Here is a 23938-nt window from a genome sequence, read left to right as displayed (position 1 = left end):
TCCAGTTCTTCGCTTTCGCGTTTCCCTTTCCGGCGAGTCCGACTCTATCAGATCCTTTCGGGCCTGATTCCCAGTCAGCGGGGTTTGTCTTCCCGACCGTTGAGCCGTTCCGACGAGTGAGACTTTAGCGAATCCTGGCCCTCGACGCTAATCGAGGCCCTGTTCCTTCGAACGCGGATTCCTCATTTCGCAAATGCGCACAGAAAGTCGGGCGACAGATGTCGCTGACTGATGTGGTTACTGCGGAATGGCTGTCCGGGGACCGACCGGGGTCGGCGCTCACGTCGGACAACTCGGAGCACATTACGGATGTGGGCGTGTCGTGTCAACCCGGGGCCGGGCGCGTGGGCGCAGGCCACCGCCGTGTCGTTGTAGGGCGGTGGGTGCGCAGCAGGTGCAGGGGGTGGGCCTGCCGCCCGTCAGCCGTTGCCGGAGGCGAGTTCGCGGCTGCGGTCGCGGGCGGCTTCGAGGGCGGCGATGAGGGCGGCGCGTACGCCATGGTTCTCCAGCTCGCGGATGGCGCTGATGGTGGTGCCGGCCGGGCTGGTGACGGCTTCGCGGAGCTTGACCGGGTGTTCGCCGCTGTCGCGGAGCATGACGGCGGCGCCGATGGCGGCCTGGACGATCAGTTCGTGAGCCTGGGCGCGGGGCAGGCCGAGCAGGATGCCCGCGTCCGTCATCGCCTCGACGAGGAAGTAGAAGTACGCGGGGCCCGAGCCGGAGAGGGCGGTCGCCGCGTCCTGCTGGGACTCGGGCACGCGCAGGGTCTTGCCGACGCCGCCGAAGATCGCCTCGGCGGCGGCGAGGTGTTCGGTGGTGGCGTGGCTGCCCGCGGAGATGACGGACATGCCCTCGTCGACGAGGACGGGGGTGTTCGGCATGACGCGTACGACCGGGGTGTTCGCGGTGAGGCGGTCCTCGATGAAGGCGGTCGTGATCCCCGCGGCGGCGCTGATCACCAGGCGGTCGGCGGATACGTGCTCGGCGAGTTCGTCGAGGAGCCGGCCCATGTCCTGGGGCTTGACCGCGAGGATGAGGATGTCGGCGCGCTTGGCGGCCTCGGCGTTGGTGACGGAGTCGACGCCGTAGCGGTTGTGGAGTTCCTCGGCGCGCTCGGAGCGGCGGGTGGTGACCAGCAGGTTCGCCGGGCGCCAGCCTGCCCGGATCATTCCGCTGAGCAGGGCCTCGCCGATCTTGCCGGTGCCGAGGACTGCAACTGTCTGGGTCATGCGGTTCACCCTCCGGGCGGTGCTCGCGGTGCTCGGTGCTCGTGTCCGTCATCCTCGCACCGGGGCCGGTCAGGCGGTACGCCGGCGGAGCGTGGCCGCGCCGAGGGTGAGGACGAGGAGCGCACAGCCCGCGACGACCAGGACGTCGCGGACGAAGTCGCCGGTGACGTCGGTGTGGTGGAGGACCTCGTTCATGCCGTCGACCGCGTACGACATGGGCAGGACGTTCGAGATCGCTTCGAGTGCGGGTGCCATCCGGTCGCGCGTGATGAACAGCCCGCAGAGCAGGAGCTGCGGGAAGATCACGGCCGGCATGAACTGGACGGCCTGGAACTCGGATGCGGCGAAGGCGGAGACGAAGAGGCCGAGCGCCGTGCCGAGCAGCGCGTCGAGCAGGGCGACAAGGAGCAGCAGCCACGGGGAGCCGGTGACGTCCAGGCCGAGTGCCCAGACCGAGAGTGCAGTGGCCAGGAGGGACTGGACGATGGCGACGGCGCCGAAGGCGAGGGCGTAGCCGCCGATCAGGTCACCCTTGCCGAGCGGCATGGCGAGGAGGCGTTCGAGGGTGCCCGAGGTGCGTTCGCGCAGGGTCGCGATCGAGGTCACCAGGAACATCGTGATCAGCGGGAAGATGCCGAGGAGCGAGGCGCCGATGGCGTCGAAGGTGCGGGGGCTGCCGTCGAACACGTACCGGAGCAGCGTGATCATCACGACCGGGATCAGGAGGAGCAGTGCGACGGTGCGCGGGTCGTGGGTCAGCTGGCGCAGGACGCGGGCGGCGGTGGCGAGGGTGCGGGCCGGGCTCAGGGGTGGTGCGGCCGGGCGGGGGTGGGAGCCGGGGTTCGGGTGCGTGCTCATCGGACGGTCTCCTGACGGATGGCGGCCTTGTCGACCAGGTGGAGGAACGCCTCTTCGACGGTGGCGGCGCGGGCGGCGGTGCGCAGCGCCTCGGGGGTGTCGTCGGCGAGGATCTCGCCCTCGCGCATGAGGAGCAGCCGGTGGCAGCGCTCGGCCTCGTCCATGACGTGGGAAGAGACGAGGAGTGTGGTGCCGCGTTCGGCCGCGAGGGTGTGGAAGAGATTCCACAGGTCACGGCGGAGTACCGGGTCCAGGCCGACGGTCGGTTCGTCGAGGACCAGGAGTTCGGGGGTGCCGAGCAGGGCCACGGCGAGGGAGACGCGGGTGAGCTGGCCGCCGGAGAGGGTGCCGGCGAGGGCATCGGCGTGGCTGGTCAGGTCGACCTCGGCGATCGCGCGGGTGACTGCGGTCCGGCGTGCGTCGCGGTGCCTGCGGCCCGGCTGGAGGATCGCCGCGAAGTAGTCGAGATTCTGCCGGACCGTCAGGTCGGTGTAGACGGACGGGGCCTGGGTCACGTACCCGATGCGCGGACGGAGCGCGGGGTCGCCCGCGGAGCTGCCGAGCACGTCGAGGGTGCCGGTGACCTTGGCCTGGGTGCCCATGACGGCACGCATCAGGGTGGATTTGCCACAGCCGGAGGGGCCCAGGAGGCCGGTGATTCTGCCGGGTTCGACGGTGAAGTCGAGGCCGCGGAGGACGGTGTGGTCGCCTCGTACGACGGTGAGGCCACGGGCCTCGATGGCGGGGCCCGAAGAATTCATCATGCGATGAATTTTGTTCCTGGCGTGCCCCGCCGTCAAGGGGGCTGGTGATGGGGGTGCGGGTGGCAGGGGGTGGGGTCGGCTACGGACGGATCGCCACGCGCAGGTCGACCACGTAACTCTCCTCGACCGTGCCGTCCGGGAAGAGCTCTGCCAGCCGGTCGTGCTCCTCGGTGAGGAACCGGCGTGCGGGTTCCTCACCAAGGACGAGGAAGGCGGAATGGCTGCCGAGGTTGGCGAGGTGGGTTTCCAGGGACACCCGTCGGGTCCAGGGCACCGTGCGGTGTACGAAGTCGAACCCGGACGGCAGGTCGCGGAGGGGCACGGACGAGCCGTGGGCGCTCTCGCCGGCGCCGAAGAAGCGGCGTAGCCGGGCGTCCTGCTCGGCGATCCAGGGGGCGGAGTGGTCCGAGACGTTCCACCAGAGGGCGAGTGCGCCACCGGGACGAAGGACGCGCAGGGCCTCGGAGGTCGCGCGGCTCCGGTCGGTCCAGTGCCAGGACTGGGCGTACGTGATCAGGTCGGCCGATGCGGTGGCGAGAGGGAGGCGGTTTCCGTCGCCGCGCACGACCGGTACGTACGGGAGTGCCCGGTGCAGTTCTTCCGCCATGCCAGGGCCCGGTTCGACCGCGGTGACCCGGGCGCCCCGCTCGTGGAGGAGCCGGGTGGCGATGCCCGTGCCCGCGCCGACGTCGATGGTGCGGGCGCCGCGCAGGGGGCGGCCGGACAGTTCCTCGACGGTGTCGAAGAGGGCGGGCGGGTAGCCGGGGCGGGCCGCCGCGTACTGGGCGGCCGCACGGTCGAAGGACAGGGCGCGGGTTGGGGCCGGGGTGGGATCGGAGGGTGACATGGGGTCATCGTGACCCGCCCGGAGGGCCGGTGCCGAGACCTGCGGGGGCCTCCGGTGCCCGTGGGGTGCTACTTGCGCTTGGGGCGCTTGCCCTTGGTGGTCTTGCGGGCGGCCGGGTTACCGGTGCGGGCCGAGCGGCGCTTCGTGTAGCGGGCGAGTGCCGCCTCGTACTCCGTGCGGCGCAGCTGTTCGCCCGGTGCCTCCTTGAACGTACGGAGGAAGTACGCGAGCAGCGAGCCCACGAAGCCGATCGTCTTGAGACCGCGCAGACTCGCCTCGCGCGCCGGATCGGCCGGGCGGCGACTGAATCCTTCCCAGGTCTTGCGGAAGGCGACGGCGCTGCAGATGGCGAACATCAGGACCACCAGGATGCCGACGAGGTTACCGACGTCGGCGATCTCCAGTCCCTGGAAGGCGAAGCGGAGTACGAAGCAGGCGGCGGCCGCGGCAGCGAGGGAGCCGACCGCGGCCCCGGCGCGTCGCAGCCCGTACCCCCCGTCGTGGTCGACCCAGGTCGTACCGAAGAAGAGCAGGGGCTCGGGCTGCGGGCCGGCAGTGGTGGAGCCGGGCGTGTCGCTGCCGGACCTGTCGCCGGTACCGGGGGCTTCGCTGTTCTCGCTCACGAGGTCGATTATCCCCGGGCGGGCCGCGGTCCCGGGTGCGGTCCCCCGGTCGCGGCCCTCGCCGTGCCGGTCAGTCGCAGCGCGGGGCGATGTAGCCGTCGCTGCCCGTGTGGACGTAGGCGTCCGACACGAACTGGCCGTTGGCGATGTTGTCCCAGATGTTCGAGGTGCCGTACGGGCCGGTGACCCGCTCCCCCGGCTTCTGGCAGTAGACCGCAACCTTCACTCCGTACGGCAGCGTCCTGACGATGCCGTACTGGGTGCCCGGTCCCTTGCGGACGTTGACGCGGTAGCCGGGCGCGATGGGGTACCTGGTGACGTCGTCGGTGCCGGCGAGCGTGGTCACGCCCTCGGCCGCTTCGGCGGTGCTGTCGGTGTGCTCTTCCGAGGCCATGAGGCCCTCCCCCGTTGAGAGACGGTATGTACGACGCGCAGGCTACAAGCCCCGCCCGAATCGCACGCACCATCGACTAGGCTCCGTGCGTCGCGCTTGCGGACGAACACACGGGGGTGGGCGATGCCGCCGCTGCGAGGTACCGGAGCCAATCCGGAAGCGGAGCATCCGGAATACGCCGGTCAGTACCGCCTCGAGGCATGTCTCGGCGCGGGCGGCATGGGTGTCGTGCACCTGGCGCGCTCCGCCTCGGGGCTGCAGCTGGCCGTCAAGGTGGTGCATCGGCACTACTCCCAGGACCCCGAGTTCAGGGCCCGTTTCCGGCAGGAGGTCGGGGCGGCGAGGCGGGTCAGCGGGGCCTTCACGGCGCCGGTCGTCGATGCCGACCCCGAGGCCGCACGGCCGTGGATGGCCACCCTGTACGTGCCCGGCCCCACGCTCTCCGACCAGGTGAAGCGGAACGGGCCGATGGCTCCCGCCGAACTCCGCAGGCTGACGGCAGGACTTGCCGAGGCGTTGCGCGACATCCATCGGGCCGGGGTCATCCACCGCGACCTGAAGCCGAGCAACGTGCTGCTCACCGACTCCGGGCCCAAGGTCATCGACTTCGGGATCTCCCGGCCGTACGACAGCGATCTGCGCACCGAGACGGGCAAGCTGATCGGCTCACCGCCGTACATGGCGCCCGAGCAGTTCCAGCGGCCGCGCGAGGTCGGGCCCGCCGCGGATGTCTTCGCCCTGGGTGCCGTGCTCGTCCACGCGGCGACCGGCCGGGGGCCCTTCGACTCCGACAGCCCTTACATCGTGGCCTACCAGGTGGTGCACGACGAGGCGGACCTCACGGCCGTGCCCACGGAGCTGGCGCCGCTGATAGGGCAGTGCCTGGCGAAGGACCCTGCGGAGCGGCCCACTCCCGACGACATCATGGCGGCGCTGCGTCCTCCTTCGTACGACGCCGCGGCGTTCATACCGTCGCAGCGCAGGCCGGGCGCCATCGAAGCCGAGCTCCGAGCCACGGCGGGCGCGGGCCCTGGAATCGTGGCGCGGGCGGACGTGGACACGCATGCGGGCGCGGGCGCGGCTGCGCGGGGCAGGATGGCGACCGCGAACCGCGGCGGCAAGCGACGGTGGCTGGCCGCCGGTGCCGCGCTGCTCGTCATGGCTGCCGGTGGGGTGTGGGTGGCCGGTGTGGTGGGCAACTCGGGTGGCTCGGGTGAATCGGGTGGCTCCGGTGGGACCGGGGAGTCAGGCGGGGCGAAGGGTTCGGCGGAAGCGGTCGCGCCGTGGCATACGCCGCTTCTGGCCTCGGGCAACTCGACGCCGGTCTGCTCCGCGGCGAGCAGCGGCGATGGCGGCGGCAAGGACGGCAAGGACGGCAAGGACGGTAACGGCACGGAGGCTGCTGGCCGTTCCATGGCGTTGTACTGCGCCGCTGCCGGTGTCGGCGCCGCCCGGCTGGACCCCGCGGACGGCCGGGTGCTGTGGTCCCATGGTGCCGCCGCGAACGCCCCCTCGGCCGGTGTCGTGTCGGTCTCGGGCGATCTGGTGCACACGGCGGTGCCGGGCGGGAAGCTCCGGGCGTACGACCCCGCCAAGGGCCAACAGCTCTGGGACGCGGATCTCTCCCCGTACCTGGGCACCCCCTTCGACGCGGGTGACGCGCTGCTGCTGGTCGCCGAGGACGGCACGACCGAGGCGCTCGACTCCGCGACCGGTGTGTCGCTCTGGCGGCATCCGCTCACCGGGCACCAACGCCCGGACTACGCGCTGTACGACGAGAGCACCGGGCTGGCCTACGCGTTCGAGCACTCGGCCTATGGGTCCACCACGCTGGTCACGGCCGTCGACGCGCGGGCCGGGCGCGTGGCCTGGCAGCGGCGGCTGGACGGCATGCTCACCCCGGTGGGGACCTCTGACGGCGCACTCGTCCTGACGTCCATGAACGGGGACACCCAGACCGTCGCACTCGTCCGCTACGACCCGGAGCGGGGGCGCGTCGTCGCCCGGGTGACGCTGCCGTTCCGGATGAACGAACCGGAGGTCGTGGTGGGCGGGGACACCGCCTATCTGCTGGCGCACGGCGGGACCCTGGTGGCCGTCGACACACGTCCGGCCGGCGGCGAAGCCGTTCTCTGGCAGCTGGAGACCGCCGCCGGGCGGACGTCGGCGCCCGTCCTCGCCGACGGACACCGGCTGTACTTCTCGGCGGCGGACGGGCGGCTGCTCGCCGTGGACACGGAACGCGGAACGCTGCTGGGGCAGACGGGTCCCCGGCTCCGGGACGGGAAACTCACGTACGCCTCGACGCTGCCCGCCCCCGTCGCCGCCGGCCGGGCCGTTTTCGGGACCGCGCCCGACGGTTCCGTGTTCGCCGTGGACGGACAGGACCCCGCTCACTGGTGAGAGCGGGGTCCGTCTTCGTTATCGGGTCCGGTTCAGCCGAGCTTGGACACGTCCCGCACGGCGCCCCGGTCCGCGCTCGTCGCCATCGCCGCGTACGCGCGCAGCGCCGCGCTGACCTTGCGGTCGCGGTTCTTCGGCGCGTAGACGCCGTTCAGCGCCTCGCGGCGGGTGGTCAGCTCGGCCTCGGGGACGAGGAGCTCGATCGAACGGTTCGGGATGTCGATCCTGATCCGGTCGCCGTCCTCGACGAGCGCGATCGTGCCGCCCGACGCGGCCTCCGGCGAGGCGTGGCCGATGGACAGTCCCGACGTACCGCCGGAGAAGCGGCCGTCGGTCACCAGGGCGCAGCTCTTGCCGAGGCCGCGGCCCTTGAGGAAGGACGTGGGGTAGAGCATCTCCTGCATGCCGGGGCCGCCGCGCGGGCCCTCGTAACGGATGACGACGACGTCGCCCTCCTTGATCTCCTTGCGGAGGATCTTGTCGACGGCGTCCTCCTGCGACTCGCAGACGACCGCCGGGCCCTCGAAGGTCCAGATCGACTCGTCGACGCCCGCCGTCTTCACGACGCAGCCGTCCACGGCGAGGTTCCCCTTGAGGACCGCGAGGCCGCCGTCCTTGGAGTACGCGTGCTCCACGTCGCGGATGCAACCGCCCGCCGCGTCCAGGTCGAGGGTCTCCCAGCGCTCGGACTGCGAGAAGGCGGTCGCGGAACGGACGCAGCCGGGGGCGGCGTGCCACAGCTCGACGGCGTCCGGGGAGGGGGAGCCGCCGCGGACGTCCCAGTTCTTCAGCCACTCGGCGAGGGTGGCGGAGTGCACCGAGTGCACGTCCTCGTTGAGCAGGCCGCCTCGGTGGAGCTCACCGAGGATGGCGGGGATGCCGCCGGCCCGGTGGACGTCCTCCATGTAGTACGTGCCGCCGGGGGCCACGTTGGGCGCGACCTTCGACAGGCAGGGGACGCGGCGCGAGACCTCGTCGATGTCGTCGAGGTCGTAGGAGAGCTCGGCCTCCTGCGCCGCGGCGAGCAGGTGCAGGATCGTGTTGGTCGAGCCGCCCATGGCGATGTCGAGCGCCATGGCGTTGTCGAACGCGGCGCGGGTGCCGATGGAGCGGGGCAGGACCGTCTCGTCGTCCTGCTCGTAGTAGCGCCTGGTGATCTCGACGACCGTACGGCCGGCCTCCTCGTACAGCGCCTTGCGGGCGGTGTGCGTGGCGAGGACCGTGCCGTTGCCGGGGAGGGAGAGGCCGAGCGCCTCGGTCAGGCAGTTCATCGAGTTGGCGGTGAACATGCCGGAACAGCTGCCGCAGGTGGGGCAGGCGTTCTCCTCGATGCGGAGGATGTCCTCGTCGGAGATGTTCTCGTTGACCGCGTCGCTGATCGCGTTGACCAGGTCGAGCTTGCGGACCGTGCCGTCGACGAGGGTGGCCTTGCCGGCCTCCATCGGGCCGCCGGAGACGAAGACGGTCGGGATGTTGAGGCGCATCGCGGCCATCAGCATGCCGGGGGTGATCTTGTCGCAGTTGGAGATGCAGATCAGCGCGTCCGCGCAGTGCGCCTCGGCCATGTACTCGACGGAGTCGGCGATCAGGTCGCGGGAGGGGAGGCTGTAGAGCATCCCGCCGTGGCCCATCGCGATGCCGTCGTCGACGGCGATGGTGTTGAACTCGCGCGGCACGGCGCCCGCGGCCTTGATCGCGTCGGAGACGATCCGGCCGACGGGGGCCAGGTGGGTGTGGCCGGGGACGAACTCGGTGAAGGAGTTGGCGACCGCGATGATCGGCTTGCCGATGTCCTCGCTCGCTACGCCCGAGGCCCGCATAAGGGCGCGGGCGCCCGCCATGTTGCGGCCGTGGGTGACAGTGCGGGACCTCAGCTGCGGCATCGTCTCTCGCTCCTTCGACATGAAAAGACTGTCTTCGAGCCTACGCCTCCGACTCCAAGATCTGGACACGGTGTCCGGCATGCGGGATGGGGTGCTCGGTGTGTGGGCGGGGTGGGAGTGCGGGCCGGGAGTGCGGTGTGGAGGGTCCGCCGCCGGGTTACGCCGATTCCGTCAGGTAGCGCTGCAGCGTCGGCGCCACCATCTCGATGATCTGCTCCGGGTCCGCCGAGGCCAGCGGTTCCGCCCGGACGACGTAGCGCAGCATCGCGATCCCGAGCATGTGCGAGGCGGCCAGTTCCGCGCGGAAAGTCGCGTCCGGTACGTCCAGTGTCTCCGCCACGCGTTCCAGGAGGCGGCGCAGGACGAAGCCGCGGAGGACCTTCGCCGCCGCCTCGTGCGTCAGCGCGGACCGCATGATCGCCAGCAGGGGGGCCCTGGACGCCGGGTTCTCCCATACGGAGATGAAGTAGCGGGCCAGCCGCTCCCCCATGCCGTCCGTGCCGCCGCCGAGGACGGTCGGGATCACCAGGGCCGGCTCGAAGGAGAGCTCGATGGCGGCCGCGAAGACCTCGTCCTTCGTACCGAAGTAGTGGTGGACGAGTGCGGAGTCGACGCCTGCCGCCTTGGCGATGCCCCTGATCGACGTCTTGTCGTAGCCGCGCTCCGCGAACTCGGTGCGGGCCGCCTCCAGGATGCGGGTGCGGGCGTCGGGGCCGGTGGTCCCGGACGTGCGGGAGGGGCGGCCGCGGCGTTTGGGAGCGTGGTGCGCGGGGCCCTCGTCCTCGGTGTGGCCGCCGGTCACCGGCGCGGCGCCTCGGCCGAGGACGACGCCAGGTGGAGCCGGGTGAAGGCCAGCGCCTCCGCCAGGTCGGCCTCGCGTTCGGCGGTGGACATGGCGCGGCGGGTGTTGACCTCGATGACGACATGGCCGTCGAAGCCGGTACGGGCCAGGTGTTCCAGGAGTTCGGCGCAGGGCTGGTCGCCGCGGCCGGGCACCAGGTGTTCGTCCTTGTTGGAGCCCTTGCCGTCGGCGAGGTGGACGTGGGCGAGCCGGTCGCCCATCCGGTCCACCATCGCCATGCTGTCGGTGCGGGCCGTCGCGGTGTGCGAGAGATCCACGGTGAAGTGCCGGTAGTCGTCGTTGGTGACGTCCCAGTCGGGGGCGTACGCGAGCATCTCGCGGTCCCGGTAGCGCCATGGGTACATGTTCTCGACGGCGAACCGCACGTCGGTCTCGTCCGCCATGCGCCAGATCCCGGTGACGAAGTCGCGCGCGTAGTTGCGCTGCCAACGGAACGGCGGGTGGACGACGACGGTCGTCGCCCCGAGCTTCTCCGCGGCGGCACGGGCCCGCTGGAGCTTCACCCACGGATCGGTGGACCAGACGCGCTGGGTGACCAGCAGACACGGCGCGTGGACGGCGAGGATCGGCACCTGGTGGTAGTCCGAAAGCCGTCGCAGGGCCTCGACGTCCTGGCTGACGGGGTCGGTCCACACCATGATCTCGACACCGTCGTAACCAAGACGCGCGGCGATCTCGAAGGCCGTCGACGTCGACTCCGGGTAGACGGAAGCCGTCGACAGGGCGACCTTCGCATCCGGGATGCGCACCACTGGTTCTGCCACTGGGACAGCGTACGGGCAGTGGTACGCCCCGCCGAGGGACCCGGGCGGAAAGTGAGAAGAGCCATGGCCGGCTCCTGGCCACCTCCAGGGGGCGGCGTGGCCCCCTGTGCGCGGCGCTTCAGCGCAGCGCGGCCCGCTCCGTCGGCTCCGTGGGCCCCGACGGCAGGTGGTCCAGGCGGCGCAGGATGACGCCCTCGCGCAGCGCCCAGGGGCAGATCTCCAGCTCGTCGACCCCGAACAGATCCATGGCCCCCTCGGCGACCAGAGCCCCGGCCAGCAGCTGCGCGGCCCGGCCCTCGGAGACCCCGGGCAGAGCGCCCCGCTGCTCGACGGTCATCGCCGCCAGCTTCGGCACCCACTCCTCCAGCGCCTTGCGGGTGAGGGCGCGCTGCACGTACAGGCCCTCGGTGGAGCGTGCGGCGCCCGCGATCCTGGCGAGCTGCCTGAACGTCTTGGAGGTGCCGACGACGTGGTCCGGGCGCCCGAGGCGGGTGAACTCCCCGACGCTCCGGGCAATCCGGGCCCGTACATGCCGACGCAGCGCCCGCACGTCCGCCGGGTCCGGCGGATCGCCCGGCAGCCACCCGGCGGTCAGCCGGCCGGCCCCGAGCGGCAGCGAGACCGCGGCGTCCGGCTCCTCGTCCATGCCGTACGCGATCTCCAGCGAACCGCCCCCGATGTCCAGGACCAGCAGCCGCCCGGCCGACCAGCCGAACCAGCGGCGGGCGGCGAGGAAGGTGAGCCGGGCCTCCTCCGCGCCGCTGAGGACGGCGAGGTCGATGCCCGTCTCGTCCCGCACCCGGGCCAGCACCTGGTCGGCGTTGCTCGCCTCCCGTACCGCGGACGTGGCGAAGGGCAGCACGTCCTCGCACCCCTTGTCCTCGGCGGCCTGGAGCGCGTCGGTGAGCGTTGCCACGAGGCGGTCCACACCGTGGGGGCCGATCGCCCCGTCCTCGTCGAGGAGCTCGGCCAGACGCAGCTGCGCCTTGTGCGAGTGCGCGGGCAGCGGACGGGCACCGGGGTGCGCGTCCACCACCAGCAGATGCACCGTGTTCGAACCCACGTCGAGGACTCCGAGTCTCATACCCGGAACGCTACCGGGACGGCGGACTTACTCTTGGCGCGTGCCAAAGACGAAAAAGGCGAAGCCGGGCAAAAACACGAAGAAACAGAGAACGAAGCAGGAGATGCAGCAACAGGAAGCGAACGGACCGAACCGGTCCGAAGACGAAACAGGTATCGACTTCGCCCGCGCCTGGGTCGAGTTCCCCGACCCCGCGGACGACGAGCAGATCTTCCGCTGCGACCTGACCTGGCTGACCTCCAGGTGGACCTGCATCTTCGGCAGCGGCTGCCAGGGCATCCAGGCGGGCCGCGCGGACGACGGGTGCTGCACGCTCGGCGCGCACTTCTCGGACGAGGACGACGAGAAGCGGGTGGCGGGCCACGTCGAGCGGCTGACCCCCGAGCTGTGGCAGTTCCACGACGTCGGTACGGAGACGGGCTGGGTCGAGGTCGACGACGACGGGGAACGTCAGACGCGGCGCTGGAAGGGTTCGTGCATCTTCCAGAACCGTCCCGGGTTCGCGGCGGGCGCGGGCTGTTCGCTGCACATCCTGGCGCTGCGGGAGGGCAAGGAGCCCCTGGAGACCAAGCCGGACGTCTGCTGGCAGCTGCCGATCCGGCGTACGTACGACTGGATCGACCGGCCCGACGACACGCGCGTGCTCCAGGTCTCGATCGGCGAGTACGACCGCAGGGGCTGGGGTCCGGGCGGTCACGATCTGCACTGGTGGTGCACGTCGGCGACGTCCGCGCACGGGGCCGGGGAGCCGGTGTACGTCTCGTACCGGCCGGAGCTCATCGAGCTGATGGGCAAGGAGGGCTACGACCGGCTGGTCGAGCTGTGCGAGGAGCGTCTGTCGTCGCTGCTGCCGATGGCACCGCACCCGGCGGATCCGGCGTGACCGCCGGGGTGTGACGGCGGCGGACCGCGCCGGACGGAGAGGCCCGCCGAGGCGCCTTCCCGCGGCCCGGTGTGTTTCAGCCGGCCGGGGTCGTGGTGCCCGTGCCCGTCCCCGGGTCGGTGGGGCTCGACGGTCCGGACGGGTCCGGGGACGGTGTCGGATCGGTCGGTGACGGTGTGGGGTCCGGGGTGTCCGTCGGGTCGGGGGTCGGGTCGGTGGAGTGTGTGGGGTCCGGCGAGGACGGCGGCGGACCCGACGGTACGGACGGGCCCGAGGAGCCGGACGGGGCGGGCTTCCCCGAATGTCCCGGGCCGCCGGGGGACGGTGTCGTCGCGTCGTGTCCCCCTCCCCGGATCGCCACGACCGAACCCGACGGGGCGAGGGCGATGCGCGCGCTCCAGGGACCGGCGGGTTCCCGCAGGTGGTCCACGTGGACGCGGATCGTGACTCTCTCGCCCGCGGCGAGCGTCCCCGAGGAGCTGCTGAGGCGCAGCCAGGACGCGTCCGCGCGGGCCGACCATGCGACCGGGGCGCCGCCCGAGGCGGTCAGCCGGATCAGTGTCGTGCCGCCGGACGAGCGGGCCTCGACGGTGAGACCGCCGATGCCGCCCCGCGCCGGACCCGAGCTGATCACCTCGGCCGAGACGTCCGCCCCGCGGCCGTCCTCGAACGGGCCGCCGGGCCGGGGGCGGGCGTTGCCCGCGTTCTCGTAGTGGCCGTCCGGGGTGCCGTCGAGGTACTGGCGGGCGTCCGCCTCGGTCGCGGTGACCGAGGAGCCCTCGTGGCCCTCGCCGGTCTGCGGCGCGCCGCGATAGGCGGTCCACAGCGCGATCACCGGGGCCGCGACGACCGTCGCCACCACCGTCGTCGTCACGACCCTGGCCCGCAGCCGGTCCCGGCGCGCGGCGTGGTCCTTCGGGTCCATGGGGAAGCCCGCCCGGTCGAAGCGCGGGCCGCCGGACCGGTTCCGTTGGGCGTGCACCATCGCGACGTACGCGGACGGCCGCGGCGCCTCGACGACCGGCAGCGCGGCGGCCGGGGTGACGGCCCCGCCCGGCCAGGGCCCCTCGGCGCCGGCCCGCTCGGCGGCCCGGCGGCAGCGGGGGCAGTCGTCGACATGACGGACGAGTTCGCGACGCAGGGTGGCCGAGAGCAGGACGCGGTGGTCGCCGGTGAGGCGGGCGATGGTGGGGCAGTTGCCTGTCTCGACGACGGCGAGGGCGGCACGGGTGCGTTCCACCTCGCAGGCCGCGGTGGCCAGGAGCTCCCGGGCGGTTTCCGGTTCGAGGCCCAGGACGGAGGCGACGGCGCGCGGGGCGAGGCGGTGGCGCACGGCGAGTTCGAGCGCTTCGCGCTGTTCGGGGGTGGTGCCCGCGGCCTCCGGCCAGGCCAGCTGGGCGAGTTCGCGGCGGTGCGCCTCGGCGGCGGCTTCGGGCTGCGGGGCGAGGGCGTGGCCCGCCGGGTCGCCGCCGGGCGGGAAGGGAGCGGCAGCGGCCTTCGCGGCGGCGGTGGAGGGCGTACGCCGTCCCGTGCGCGCCCCCTGGGCGGTCGTTCCGCTCGGCTGCTTGCCCGGGGGCCCGTCGACCGCCCGGTTCGCCTCCCGCCTCGTCTCCGGCTCGGGCTGCGGTCTTCCCGAGGGTTTCCCGGCCTTGTGGCGGTGCGCCCGACGGCCCTGCTTCTGTTCGGCGAGCTTGCGCAGACACATCCATCGGGCCAGCGCGTACAGCCAGGATTTACGTTCCTCCTCACCCGCCGGGCACCGGCCGTCCTGCCGTTCCGCGATCGCCAGCACGCCGCCGAGCGCCTCGGTGGCGGCATCGTGGTCGCAGAGCACGGAGAGGCAGTAGGTGAACAGGCCGTCGAGATGCGGCTCGTAACGTGCGGGAGGCCGCCGCGGCGAAGGGCGCGTCGAGGAGTGGGGCGCACGGCGCCGCGCCCGGTGTGCGCCGGTGGTGTGTGTGGGGGGCTCCAGTCTGCTGCTCGTCACCTGGCGACCGTAGGCAGCACAGATCATGCCTTTAGCACCCCTTCAGCACATTTACTCCTTACGGGTGAACGTGTCGCTCGAAAGGGGACAGGAATCCCGGATTCAGGGAGCCGAAATTCCTGAAACCGAGGTAAGCGACCCGCCGCTGCCGCGTCGGGCGCCGCCCACGGACCGTGCCCGGCGGCGTTGTCCGACCACACCTATACGGTTGCGCCATGGCTGCCCGTACGAAATCCGCGAAGGACCGGCCGTCCTACCGCTGCACCGAATGCGGCTGGACGACCGCCAAGTGGCTCGGCCGCTGCCCCGAATGCCAGGCGTGGGGGACGGTCGAGGAGTTCGGCGGCGCCCCCGCCGTGCGGACCACCGCGGCCGGCCGGGTCAGCACCGCCGCGCTCCCCATCGGCCAGGTCGACAGCCGGCAGGCCACTGCCCGGTCCACCGGCGTCGGCGAGCTGGACCGGGTGCTGGGCGGCGGGCTCGTCCCGGGCGCCGTCGTGCTGCTCGCGGGCGAACCGGGCGTCGGGAAGTCGACGCTGCTGCTGGATGTCGCCGCCAAGGCGGCGAGCGACGACCACCGCACCCTCTACGTCACCGCCGAGGAGTCCGCGAGCCAGGTGCGCCTGCGCGCCGACCGGATCCGGGCGATCAACGACCACCTGTATCTCGCCGCCGAGACGGACCTGTCCGCGGTCCTCGGTCATCTGGACGCCGTCAAGCCGTCGCTCCTCATCCTCGACTCCGTACAGACCGTCGCCTCGCCCGAGATCGACGGGGCCCCCGGCGGCATGGCACAGGTCCGGGAGGTCGCCGGTGCCCTCATCCGGGCCTCCAAGGAGCGCGGCATGTCGACGCTCCTGGTCGGCCATGTCACCAAGGACGGGGCGATCGCCGGGCCGCGGCTGCTGGAGCACCTCGTCGATGTGGTGCTGTCCTTCGAAGGCGACCGCCATGCCCGCCTGCGGCTCGTACGCGGCGTCAAGAACAGGTACGGCGCGACCGACGAGGTCGGCTGTTTCGAGCTGCACGACGAGGGCATCACCGGCCTCGCCGACCCGTCCGGACTGTTCCTCACCCGGCGCGACGAGCCGGTGCCCGGCACCTGCCTGACCGTCACCCTGGAGGGCAAGCGGCCGCTCGTCGCCGAGGTGCAGGCGCTGACGGTCGATTCCCAGATCCCTTCGCCCCGGCGCACCACCTCGGGGCTGGAGACGTCCCGGGTATCGATGATGCTGGCCGTTCTGGAACAGCGCGGCCGGATCAGCTCGCTCGGCAAGCGGGACATCTACAGCGCGACGGTCGGCGGAGTGAAGCTCTCCGAGCCCGCCGCGGACCTCGCGGTCGCGCTGGCGCTGGCCAGCGCCGCCAGTGACACACCCCTTCCCAAGAACCTGGTGGCGATCGGCGAAGTGGGCCTCGCGGGCGAGGTCAGACGGGTTACGGGGGTCCAGCGCAGGCTGGCCGAGGCGCACCGTCTGGGCTTCACGCACGCGCTGGTTCCGACCGACCCGGGAAAGGTCCCGGCCGGTATGAAGGTCACAGAAGTCGCCAACATGGGCGACGCTCTGAGCGTGCTCCCGCGCCGGTCTCGCGCACAGGCCCCACGGGAGGAGAGCGCACGCCGGTAGACTTTGCCCTGGTCTCGCCCGTCCGTACGAACGGTATGAGTGACGTAAGGGCACCGCAAACCTGTGACCGGAGGAGTGCAGTGGCAGCCAGCGACCGGGCAGCATCGCCCGGAAAGTCCGGCCAAGGCACCGGTAACGAGGCGCTGATGCGCGCCTCATTGAGCGCCGTCGCGCCCGGAATGGCGCTGCGGGACGGCCTGGAGCGCATTCTCCGCGGCAACACCGGCGGGCTGATCGTGCTCGGCATGGACAAGACCGTCGAGTCGATGTGCACCGGCGGATTCGTGCTGGACGTGGAGTTCACCGCGACGCGCCTGCGTGAGCTGGCCAAGCTCGACGGGGCACTGATTCTCGACAAGGACATGACCAAGATCTTGCGGGCCGGTGTGCAGTTGGTCCCGGACGCCTCCATCCCCACCGAGGAGACCGGCACCCGCCACCGCACGGCGGACCGGGTCTCCAAGCAGTGCAACTTCCCGGTCGTCTCCGTCTCGCAGTCGATGCGTCTGATCGCGCTGTACGTGGACGGGGAGCGCCGGGTCCTGGAGGAGTCCGCCGCGATCCTCTCCCGCGCCAATCAGGCACTCGCCACCCTGGAGCGGTACAAGCTCCGGCTCGACGAGGTCGCGGGCACGCTCTCGGCGCTGGAGATCGAGGACCTGGTGACGGTCCGGGATGTGACCGCCGTCGCGCAACGTCTGGAGATGGTCCGCCGGATCGCGACCGAGATCGCGGAGTACGTGGTGGAGTTGGGCACCGACGGCCGGCTTCTCTCGCTCCAGCTCGACGAGTTGATCGCGGGCGTCGAGCCGGAGCGCGAACTGGTCGTGCGCGACTACGTGCCGGAGCCGACCGCGAAGCGGTCCCGTACGGTCGCCGAGGCGCTGACCGAGCTCGACGCGCTCTCCCACACCGAACTGCTCGAACTCCCGGTCGTGGCAAGGGCGCTGGGGTACAGCGGCTCACCGGAGACGCTGGATTCGGCGGTCTCGCCGCGCGGCTTCCGGCTGCTGGCGAAGGTGCCGCGGCTGCCCGGGGCGATCATCGACCGGTTGGTGGAGCATTTCGGCGGCCTGCAGAAGCTCCTCGCCGCCAGTGTGGACGACCTCCAGACGGTCGACGGGGTCGGCGAGGCGCGGGCGCGGAGCGTGCGCGAGGGGCTGTCGCGGCTGGCCGAGTCGTCGATCCTCGAACGGTACGTATAGCAGCACGTGCAGTGGTAAGCGGCACGAGACGCAGTGCGGGGCCCGGGAAACCGGGCCCCGCAGCGTTTTCCGGGGCCCCCGCCCCCCGGTCCTTCTCGGTCCTTCTCAGTCCTTCGCGAGGACGAAGGAGGCGCGCTGCACCGGCTCGCCCGGCGCCTTCGCCTCGACCAGATACGTACCCGGCCCCGCGGCTCCCGACGGCGGCGTGGCGCACTGCGGGACGCTCTTCTTGCGGTCCCACTCCACGGTGTGGACGACGGTCGCGCCCGCCGGGACCTTCAGCAGCAGGCTGCCCGCGTTGCGCGGGCAGTCCTTGGAGGACCACACCTGGCTGTCGTCGCCACCGGCCTCGGTGATGGTGAGCACCGCGCTCTTCGGCCCGAAGTCGGCCTTGCAGTCGGTGGACGAGGTGTTCCTGGCGACCAGGCGGAACTTCGGTTTCTGGCCGGGGCCGTAGCTGAGTTCGGTGCTCAGGCTCAACTGGAGTGTCTTTGCGGTGCAATTGGGGAGCGGGGAGTTCGCCGGGACCTGCTGACCGGTCGTCTCGACGCCACCGCCCGCGCCACCGGCTCCGGTGCCCGATCCACTGCCGGTGTCCGTACCGCCGCCGCCCGCGCCGCCGGCGGCGCCCGTGCCCGTACCGCTGCTGCCTCCGTCGCCGCCGCCCGTGTCGCCCGACTCGTCCCGCCCGCCCGGCTGTTGGCTGATCGCCGGGCCCGAGGGGATGGGGCCGGGGGTGATCGCGTGAACGGGACCCGATCCACCGGACCGGGAATCGTCCGTGGTCTTCTTGCCGCCGCCGAAGGTGACGGCCCATACGATCAGCGCCGCGAGCAGCGCGACCAGCGCCGCCGCTACCGCCCTCCGTCGCCAGTAAATGGTGGAGGGAAGCGGCCCGATCGGATTACGCAAAGATCCCACGGCGCAAACTGTACGAGAGATCGGCGCCGACTCCCGCCCCCACCCGCCACCCGGCCCCGAAGTTTTGCGGATCATCATCCCGGGACGGCCCGTTCCAGCCCAGTACTTCCGCCGATTCGGTCCGCCGGGATCGCCGAAGGTGACCACTCGATTTCGTTGACTACCCTCTGTCACATGGATAGTTCAGTTACTGCCCCGCTCTACCGGGACATCACCGACTTCGCTCATGACATGCCGTCATGGGTACAACACCTGGCCGAAATATGGACGGAGCTCGGACTCCTGGTCTTCGGCGTCCTGTTCATCACCGGGTGGTGGCGGGCCCGCCGGGCGGACGAGCGCGCCCTGGCCCTGGCCGTGCTCGCGCCCCTCGCGACGGCCTTCGGCTATGTGGTCAGCGAGGTACTCAAGTCGATGGTGAACGAGGATCGGCCGTGCCGGTCGGTCGTCGGGGCGGCGGCCTCGCTGGTGCCGTGTCCGCCGACGGGGGACTGGTCGTTCCCCAGCAACCACTCCGCGATCGCCGGCGCGGCAGCCGTCGCCCTGGCGATCGCCCGGCCCCGGCTGGCCTGGCTCACCGTGCCGCTGGCCCTGCTGATGGCCTTCTCCCGGGTCTTCGTCGGGGTGCACTATCCGCATGACGTGGCGGTCGGGCTGCTGCTGGGTGCGGCGGTCTCGGCCGCGGTGGTCGCAGCGTTGTACCGCCCGGCCCGGTCGCTCGCCCGGACGGTACGGGACAGCGGGGCGCCGGTGGCGGCCCTGGTGTCGGGGCCGGGCACGGCGCCGGGGCAGGGGCGGGGTACGGCTACGGCGGGCCGGTCCCGGCGGCGGCACGGAGGGTCCCGGCGGCGGCGCTGACGGCACCGACGGCCCCGGGGGGAGACCCCTTGGGCCGGTTGCCGGATTCCGGGGGGACAGACGGGTGGGATTATCACCCCAAGGGCCCTCAGGAGGAGCGACACCACCGTGCGCCGAGCCTTCGTCTGCCCTTCCGTGCCAGGATCGTGGGTGCGATGACTGCCATGACTGCGACACAGACGCCCCCCGCCTCCCTCCACACTCCCGTCATCGGGTGGTTCGAACAGCACGCCCGCGATCTGCCCTGGCGCCGTCCCGAAGCGGGCGCCTGGGGTGTGATGGTGAGCGAGTTCATGCTGCAGCAGACCCCCGTCAGCCGGGTCCTTCCGGTGTACGAACAGTGGATGGCCCGCTGGCCGCGCCCGGCCGACCTGGCCTCCGAGCCGCCCGGTGAGGCGGTCCGCGCCTGGGGCCGGCTCGGCTACCCGCGCCGCGCGCTCCGCCTGCACGGGGCCGCGCAGGCAATAACTGAACGGCACGGCGGCGACGTACCGAGCGAGCACGGTCAGTTGCTCGCCCTGCCCGGGATCGGCGAGTACACCGCGGCGGCCGTGGCCTCGTTCGCGTACGGGCAGCGGCACGCCGTACTGGACACGAACGTCCGCCGGGTGTTCGCCCGGGCCGCGACCGGTATCCAGTACCCGCCGAACGCGACCACCGCCGCCGAACGCAAGCTCGCCCGCGCGCTGCTCCCCGAGGAGGACGAACGGGCCGCTCGCTGGGCCGCCGCGACGATGGAGCTCGGCGCCCTCGTCTGCACCGCCAAGAACGAGGACTGCACGCGGTGCCCGATCGCCGGGCAGTGCGCCTGGCGGCTGGCCGGCAAGCCCGCCCACCAGGGGCCCGCGCGGCGGGGCCAGTCCTACGCCGGTACGGACCGGCAGGTGCGCGGGCGGCTGCTCGCCGTACTGCGGGAGGCCGTGGCACCGGTGCCGCAGTCGGCCCTGGACGCGGTGTGGGACGAGCCGGTGCAACGCGCCCGCGCACTGGACGGACTGGTCGCGGACGGTCTCGTCGAACCACTGCCCGGCGGCCAGTACCGGCTGCCGATGAGCTGAGCCGGAGCTCCCCTCCCCTCGCTGTTACACAACCGATGGACAGCCGTGCGTCGGCGTATGGCTGCTCCGCACAGCCCCGTGACAACAGCTCCGTAGCGTCAGCGACGTCAGCCCGACCGGATCGATGGCCGGCGGCGGTGTACGGGGTTCTACGGGGACGGAGGCGGTTGGAATGGCGCAGGGCGAGGTGCTCGAATTCGAGGAGTACGTACGCACCCGGCAGGACGCACTGCTGCGCAGTGCGCGCCGGCTGGTCCCCGACCCGGTGGACGCACAGGACCTGCTGCAGACCGCGCTGGTCCGTACGTACGGCCGCTGGGACGGCATCGCCGACAAGTCCCTCGCCGACGCCTATCTGCGCCGCGTCATGATCAACACCCGGACCGAATGGTGGCGGGCCCGCAAGCTGGACGAGGTCCCCACCGAGCAGCTGCCCGACGCGAGCGTCGAGGACGGCACCGAGCAGCGCGCGAACCGCGCCCTGCTGATGGACGTGCTGGGCGTACTGGCTCCCAAGCAGCGCAGCGTCGTCGTGCTGCGACACTGGGAGCAGATGAGTACGGAGGAGACGGCGGCGGCCCTCGGCATGTCGACCGGTACGGTGAAGAGCACGCTGCACCGCGCGCTGGCGCGGTTGCGCCAGGAGCTGGAGAGCCGCGAGGCGGCGAGCACGGAGGCCCGGCTCCGGGAGGAGCAGGGACGTGCCGCGGTCGGCCGCGCTCCGGTCGCCGGTGCTCCGGTACGTGCGCGGGCAACGGCACGGATACGGGAGCAGGCGGGTGGGCGGATGGACGAACGGGGGCGGGAGCGGTGCGCGGCCTGACAGCCAGCGGTGACAGCGGCAGCGGCGACGACGACCGTTGCGGCGGAAGAGACGACGGTGGCCCCGTGGCCACCGTCGCACGTGGCCGGTTCCTGACCGGCTGGGCGGCGGGCGCCACGACCCTGGTCGGGCTCGCCGCCTTCGGGCTGTTCGCCGTCGGCTGCTCCACCGGCGGCACGGGCACGCGGGACGAGGGCCCGGCGGGCACCCAGCCGGTCGCCCGGATCACGCCGAGCGCCCATCCGCCGTCCACGGCGAAGCCCACGCCCCGGGTCGATCCGGTGGCGCTGCTCAAGGCGGACCCCAAGGTCGGCGAGCGGGTCAGGACGGACCTGAAGGCGTGCAGCGGTTCCGAGTACCCGGTGGACACCTCGTACGGCACCCTGACCGGCAGCTCCTCGGCCGACGTCGTGGTCAACGTGATGACCTGCGGCGACTCGGTGGGCGTCGGCACGTACGTGTACCGCCCACGGGGCAACGGCTCGTACGAGAACGTGTTCGCCATCGAGCAGCCCGCGGTGTACGGCACCATCGACCGCGGTGATCTGGTGGTCACGGCCCAGGTGTACGGGAAGAAGGACTCCGTCGCGTACCCCTCCGGCGAGGAAGTGATCACCTACCGCTGGGCGAACAACCGGTTCAGCGAGCACGACCGGGTGCACAACGACTTCAACCGAGCCGTCGGTGACGGAGAGGCCGGACTTCCGGAATCCGCTGAACCGGCGAAGAACTGAGAGCAGTCCGATGGCCGAGACCCACGTCCTGTTCGTCGAGGACGACGACGTCATCCGAGAGGCCACCCAGCTGGCGCTGGAGCGCGACGGCTTCGCCGTCACCGCGATGCCCGACGGACTGTCGGGCCTGGAGGCGTTCCGGGCCGACCGTCCCGACATCGCGCTGCTCGACGTGATGGTGCCGGGCCTCGACGGCGTCAGCCTCTGCCGTCGCATCCGCGACGAGTCGACCGTCCCCGTGATCATGCTGTCGGCCCGGGCCGACTCGATCGATGTGGTGCTCGGCCTGGAGGCCGGCGCCGACGACTACGTCACCAAGCCCTTCGACGGGGCGGTCCTGGTCGCCCGGATCCGTGCCGTGCTGCGCCGCTTCGGCCATGCGTCGGGCGGCGGGCAGCCGGGCAACGGGGAGCCGGACCAGCAGCCTGTCGGCGGGGTGCTGGTCTTCGGCGACCTGGAGATCGACACCGAGGGCATGGAGGTCCACCGGGCCGGCGAGCACGTGGCGCTGACCCCGACCGAGATGCGGCTGCTGCTGGAGTTCTCCGCCGCGCCCGGCACGGTACTCTCCCGCGACAAACTCCTGGAGCGGGTCTGGGACTACGGATGGGGCGGTGACACCCGGGTCGTGGATGTCCATGTGCAGCGGCTGCGCACCAAGATCGGCCAGGACCGGATCGACACGGTCCGCGGCTTCGGCTACAAACTCCGGCCATGAAGCGGCTCGCCCTGCGGACGGGGGTCCGCTGGAAGATCAGCATCGCCATCGCGGCGGTCGGCGCGCTGACCGCGGTCGCGCTCAGCTTCGTCGTCCACAACGCCGCGCGGGTCTCGATGCTGGAGAACGCGCGCGAGGTCCAGCTGGAGCGGCTGACATACGCGCAACTGCTGTACGAGGCCAAGAAGACGCAGAAGGCCGACCCCCGGTTCGGCGCCAAGCTCAACGACCCGACGATGCCACGCAGCCTGCGCGCGGAGACCAGCAGGAACCGGCGCGCCACGCATGTCGAGGAACTCAAGAACGGGGTGCCCGATGTGTGGGCGGCCGTGCCGGTCGGCAACGGCAACGTCCTCTCGCTGCACACGCATTTCGCCGATCGCAGCGCCACGATCATGCGTGACCTGGACCGGGCGCTGATCATCGGCTCGGTCTCCGTGGTGTTCGGCGGCTGCGCGCTGGGCGTGCTGATCGGCGGGCAGCTGTCGCGGCGGCTGCGCAAGGCGGCGGCCGCGGCGGGTCTGGTCGCGGAGGGTAACACGGATGTACGGGTCCGGGAGGCCGTCGGTGGTGTCGTCCAGGACGAGACCGATGAGCTGGCCCGGGCGGTGGACGCGCTGACGGACGCGCTGAACGAACGGATCGAGGCGGAGCGCCGGGTCACCGCGGACATCGCGCACGAGCTGCGTACGCCGGTGACGGGTCTGCTGACGGCGGCCGAGCTGCTGCCGCCGGGCCGTCCCACGGAGCTCGTACGGGACCGGGCGCAGGCGATGCGCACGCTGGTCGAGGATGTGCTGGAGGTGGCCCGGCTGGACAGTGCGTCGGAGCGGGCCGAGTTGCAGGAGATCGCGCTGGGCGAGTTCGTCAGCCGGCGGATCGCGCTGCTGGACCCGGATGTGCGGGTGCGGGTCGTCCACGAGTCCTGGGTCAGCACCGATCCGCGTCGGCTGGAGCGGATCCTCGGCAATCTGCTGGGCAACGCCGCGAAGCACGGCGCCACGCCGGTGGAGGTCACGGTCGAGGGCCGGGTGGTGCGGATCCGCGATCACGGTGCCGGGTTCCCGGCGGCGCTGCTGCGTGAGGGGCCGAGCCGGTTCCGTACCGGAAGCAGCGACCGGGCCGGGCACGGCCACGGTCTCGGGCTGACGATCGCGGCCGGCCAGGCGAGGGTCCTCGGGGCCCGGCTGACCTTCCGCAACGCGGGGCCGGAGGGGGCGGCGAAGGGCGCGGGCGGGGCGATCGCCGTGCTGTGGCTGCCCGAGCACGCGCCGACGAACACCGGCAGCTTCCCGGTCCTGCGCGTGTCCGAACAGCGCACACCGGGCAGCGGGGACGGGGAGAGCGCGGAGTCCGTCCGCAGACGGACCGGCGGCTGAAGCGGATACGGGAGAGGCTCCCGGGGCGCGCCC

22 protein-coding genes are annotated in these 23938 nt (G+C 71.9%); 10 read left to right on the top strand and 12 right to left on the bottom strand.

What is annotated here, in order from left to right; translation table 11 throughout:
• Positions 1-419 precede the first annotated feature (419 nt).
• The 6 genes from proC to ACFU8Q_RS20700 form a co-directional block, all read right to left on the bottom strand.
• A complete protein-coding gene (gene proC / locus ACFU8Q_RS20725; protein WP_266746926.1) occupies positions 420-1229 on the bottom strand; it encodes a pyrroline-5-carboxylate reductase in 810 nt (269 codons plus the stop codon).
• Positions 1230-1298: 69 nt separating this feature from the next.
• Entirely contained in the window at positions 1299-2087 is a 789-nt protein-coding gene (locus ACFU8Q_RS20720; protein ID WP_384455864.1) for an ABC transporter permease, read from the bottom strand.
• Positions 2084-2851, bottom strand: a complete 768-nt coding sequence (locus tag ACFU8Q_RS20715; protein WP_384455861.1) for an ABC transporter ATP-binding protein — start codon at positions 2849-2851, stop codon at positions 2084-2086. The genes ACFU8Q_RS20720 and ACFU8Q_RS20715 overlap by 4 nt, the downstream gene beginning before the upstream one ends.
• A 79-nt stretch (positions 2852-2930) precedes the next feature.
• Positions 2931-3698, bottom strand: coding sequence for a class I SAM-dependent methyltransferase (locus ACFU8Q_RS20710; RefSeq protein WP_384455859.1), 768 nt, complete (start codon positions 3696-3698; stop codon positions 2931-2933).
• A gap of 68 nt (positions 3699-3766) precedes the next feature.
• Positions 3767-4321, bottom strand: coding sequence for a hypothetical protein (locus ACFU8Q_RS20705; RefSeq protein WP_384455856.1), 555 nt, complete (start codon positions 4319-4321; stop codon positions 3767-3769).
• A 70-nt stretch (positions 4322-4391) separates the two neighbouring features.
• Positions 4392-4715: an SH3 domain-containing protein gene (locus ACFU8Q_RS20700; RefSeq protein ID WP_384455853.1), complete on the bottom strand. Its 324-nt coding sequence runs from the start codon at positions 4713-4715 to the stop codon at positions 4392-4394.
• Positions 4716-4838: 123 nt separating this feature from the next.
• Here ACFU8Q_RS20700 and ACFU8Q_RS20695 point away from each other — a divergent pair, with 123 nt between their 5' ends.
• A complete protein-coding gene (locus tag ACFU8Q_RS20695; protein WP_384455851.1) occupies positions 4839-7118 on the top strand; it encodes a serine/threonine-protein kinase in 2280 nt (759 codons plus the stop codon).
• Positions 7119-7150: 32 nt separating this feature from the next.
• Here ACFU8Q_RS20695 and ilvD read toward each other — a convergent pair whose 3' ends face one another.
• The 4 genes from ilvD to ACFU8Q_RS20675 form a co-directional block, all read right to left on the bottom strand.
• Entirely contained in the window at positions 7151-9001 is a 1851-nt protein-coding gene (gene ilvD / locus ACFU8Q_RS20690; protein ID WP_384455867.1) for a dihydroxy-acid dehydratase, read from the bottom strand.
• A gap of 157 nt (positions 9002-9158) precedes the next feature.
• Positions 9159-9803 (bottom strand): TetR family transcriptional regulator, encoded by a 645-nt coding sequence (locus ACFU8Q_RS20685; protein WP_384455848.1) that lies wholly within the window; start codon positions 9801-9803, stop codon positions 9159-9161.
• Complete coding sequence (locus ACFU8Q_RS20680; RefSeq protein WP_384455845.1) at positions 9800-10627, bottom strand: sugar phosphate isomerase/epimerase family protein; 828 nt, start codon at positions 10625-10627, stop codon at positions 9800-9802. Before ACFU8Q_RS20680 ends, ACFU8Q_RS20685 begins: the two co-directional genes overlap by 4 nt.
• A gap of 118 nt (positions 10628-10745) precedes the next feature.
• On the bottom strand, positions 10746-11711 hold the full coding sequence (locus ACFU8Q_RS20675; RefSeq protein WP_384455842.1) for a Ppx/GppA family phosphatase: 966 nt from the start codon (positions 11709-11711) through the stop codon (positions 10746-10748).
• A 40-nt stretch (positions 11712-11751) separates the two neighbouring features.
• On the opposite strand from ACFU8Q_RS20675, the gene ACFU8Q_RS20670 reads away from it, so the two are divergent.
• Positions 11752-12594, top strand: a complete 843-nt coding sequence (locus ACFU8Q_RS20670) for a hypothetical protein (protein WP_384455839.1) — start codon at positions 11752-11754, stop codon at positions 12592-12594.
• Between the two features lie 76 nt (positions 12595-12670).
• Here ACFU8Q_RS20670 and ACFU8Q_RS20665 read toward each other — a convergent pair whose 3' ends face one another.
• On the bottom strand, positions 12671-14608 hold the full coding sequence (locus ACFU8Q_RS20665; protein ID WP_384455836.1) for a hypothetical protein: 1938 nt from the start codon (positions 14606-14608) through the stop codon (positions 12671-12673).
• Between the two features lie 188 nt (positions 14609-14796).
• On the opposite strand from ACFU8Q_RS20665, the gene radA reads away from it, so the two are divergent.
• Together radA and disA are read left to right on the top strand one after the other, a co-directional pair.
• Complete coding sequence (radA, locus tag ACFU8Q_RS20660) at positions 14797-16209, top strand: DNA repair protein RadA (protein ID WP_384455833.1); 1413 nt, start codon at positions 14797-14799, stop codon at positions 16207-16209.
• Between the two features lie 80 nt (positions 16210-16289).
• Positions 16290-17414 (top strand): DNA integrity scanning diadenylate cyclase DisA, encoded by a 1125-nt coding sequence (disA, locus tag ACFU8Q_RS20655; RefSeq protein WP_327368154.1) that lies wholly within the window; start codon positions 16290-16292, stop codon positions 17412-17414.
• Between the two features lie 105 nt (positions 17415-17519).
• Here the strand turns inward: disA and ACFU8Q_RS20650 are convergent, their stop codons facing one another.
• Complete coding sequence (locus ACFU8Q_RS20650; protein ID WP_384455829.1) at positions 17520-18335, bottom strand: hypothetical protein; 816 nt, start codon at positions 18333-18335, stop codon at positions 17520-17522.
• 174 nt (positions 18336-18509) lie between these two features.
• On the opposite strand from ACFU8Q_RS20650, the gene ACFU8Q_RS20645 reads away from it, so the two are divergent.
• The 6 genes from ACFU8Q_RS20645 to cseC all read left to right on the top strand — a co-directional run bounded on the left by ACFU8Q_RS20645 (position 18510) and on the right by cseC (position 23905).
• The gene (locus ACFU8Q_RS20645) at positions 18510-19193 is read left to right on the top strand and encodes a phosphatase PAP2 family protein (RefSeq protein ID WP_384455826.1); all 684 of its coding nucleotides are present in this window, start codon (positions 18510-18512) and stop codon (positions 19191-19193) included.
• 155 nt (positions 19194-19348) lie between these two features.
• Entirely contained in the window at positions 19349-20251 is a 903-nt protein-coding gene (locus tag ACFU8Q_RS20640; RefSeq protein WP_384455823.1) for an A/G-specific adenine glycosylase, read from the top strand.
• A 172-nt stretch (positions 20252-20423) separates the two neighbouring features.
• Positions 20424-21074 carry a SigE family RNA polymerase sigma factor gene (locus tag ACFU8Q_RS20635; protein ID WP_384455820.1) on the top strand — a complete coding sequence of 217 codons (651 nt, stop codon included), beginning with the start codon at positions 20424-20426 and terminating at the stop codon, positions 21072-21074.
• Positions 21062-21808: a hypothetical protein gene (locus ACFU8Q_RS20630; protein ID WP_384455817.1), complete on the top strand. Its 747-nt coding sequence runs from the start codon at positions 21062-21064 to the stop codon at positions 21806-21808. The genes ACFU8Q_RS20635 and ACFU8Q_RS20630 overlap by 13 nt, the downstream gene beginning before the upstream one ends.
• A gap of 10 nt (positions 21809-21818) precedes the next feature.
• Positions 21819-22526, top strand: coding sequence for a two-component system response regulator CseB (gene cseB / locus ACFU8Q_RS20625; protein ID WP_384455814.1), 708 nt, complete (start codon positions 21819-21821; stop codon positions 22524-22526).
• Complete coding sequence (gene cseC, locus ACFU8Q_RS20620; RefSeq protein ID WP_384455811.1) at positions 22523-23905, top strand: two-component system sensor histidine kinase CseC; 1383 nt, start codon at positions 22523-22525, stop codon at positions 23903-23905. The genes cseB and cseC overlap by 4 nt, the downstream gene beginning before the upstream one ends.
• Positions 23906-23938 lie beyond the last annotated feature (33 nt).

This window comes from Streptomyces sp. NPDC057543 (assembly GCF_042801895.1).
Classification (GTDB): domain Bacteria; phylum Actinomycetota; class Actinomycetes; order Streptomycetales; family Streptomycetaceae; genus Streptomyces.
Note: the sequence above shows the minus strand (reverse complement) of the source record. Positions and strands in the feature narration are given on the sequence as shown.

Coding starts and splice junctions, on each gene's coding strand:
- proC (WP_266746926.1), bottom strand. CDS start 1,229: ATGACCCAGACAGTTGCAGTCCTCGGCACCGGCAAGATCGGCGAGGCC.
- ACFU8Q_RS20720 (WP_384455864.1), bottom strand. CDS start 2,087: ATGAGCACGCACCCGAACCCCGGCTCCCACCCCCGCCCGGCCGCACCA.
- ACFU8Q_RS20715 (WP_384455861.1), bottom strand. CDS start 2,851: ATGATGAATTCTTCGGGCCCCGCCATCGAGGCCCGTGGCCTCACCGTC.
- ACFU8Q_RS20710 (WP_384455859.1), bottom strand. CDS start 3,698: ATGTCACCCTCCGATCCCACCCCGGCCCCAACCCGCGCCCTGTCCTTC.
- ACFU8Q_RS20700 (WP_384455853.1), bottom strand. CDS start 4,715: ATGGCCTCGGAAGAGCACACCGACAGCACCGCCGAAGCGGCCGAGGGC.
- ACFU8Q_RS20695 (WP_384455851.1), top strand. CDS start 4,839: ATGCCGCCGCTGCGAGGTACCGGAGCCAATCCGGAAGCGGAGCATCCG.
- ilvD (WP_384455867.1), bottom strand. CDS start 9,001: ATGCCGCAGCTGAGGTCCCGCACTGTCACCCACGGCCGCAACATGGCG.
- ACFU8Q_RS20675 (WP_384455842.1), bottom strand. CDS start 11,711: ATGAGACTCGGAGTCCTCGACGTGGGTTCGAACACGGTGCATCTGCTG.
- ACFU8Q_RS20665 (WP_384455836.1), bottom strand. CDS start 14,608: ATGATCTGTGCTGCCTACGGTCGCCAGGTGACGAGCAGCAGACTGGAG.
- radA (WP_384455833.1), top strand. CDS start 14,797: ATGGCTGCCCGTACGAAATCCGCGAAGGACCGGCCGTCCTACCGCTGC.
- ACFU8Q_RS20645 (WP_384455826.1), top strand. CDS start 18,510: ATGGATAGTTCAGTTACTGCCCCGCTCTACCGGGACATCACCGACTTC.
- ACFU8Q_RS20640 (WP_384455823.1), top strand. CDS start 19,349: ATGACTGCCATGACTGCGACACAGACGCCCCCCGCCTCCCTCCACACT.
- ACFU8Q_RS20635 (WP_384455820.1), top strand. CDS start 20,424: ATGGCGCAGGGCGAGGTGCTCGAATTCGAGGAGTACGTACGCACCCGG.
- cseB (WP_384455814.1), top strand. CDS start 21,819: ATGGCCGAGACCCACGTCCTGTTCGTCGAGGACGACGACGTCATCCGA.
- cseC (WP_384455811.1), top strand. CDS start 22,523: ATGAAGCGGCTCGCCCTGCGGACGGGGGTCCGCTGGAAGATCAGCATC.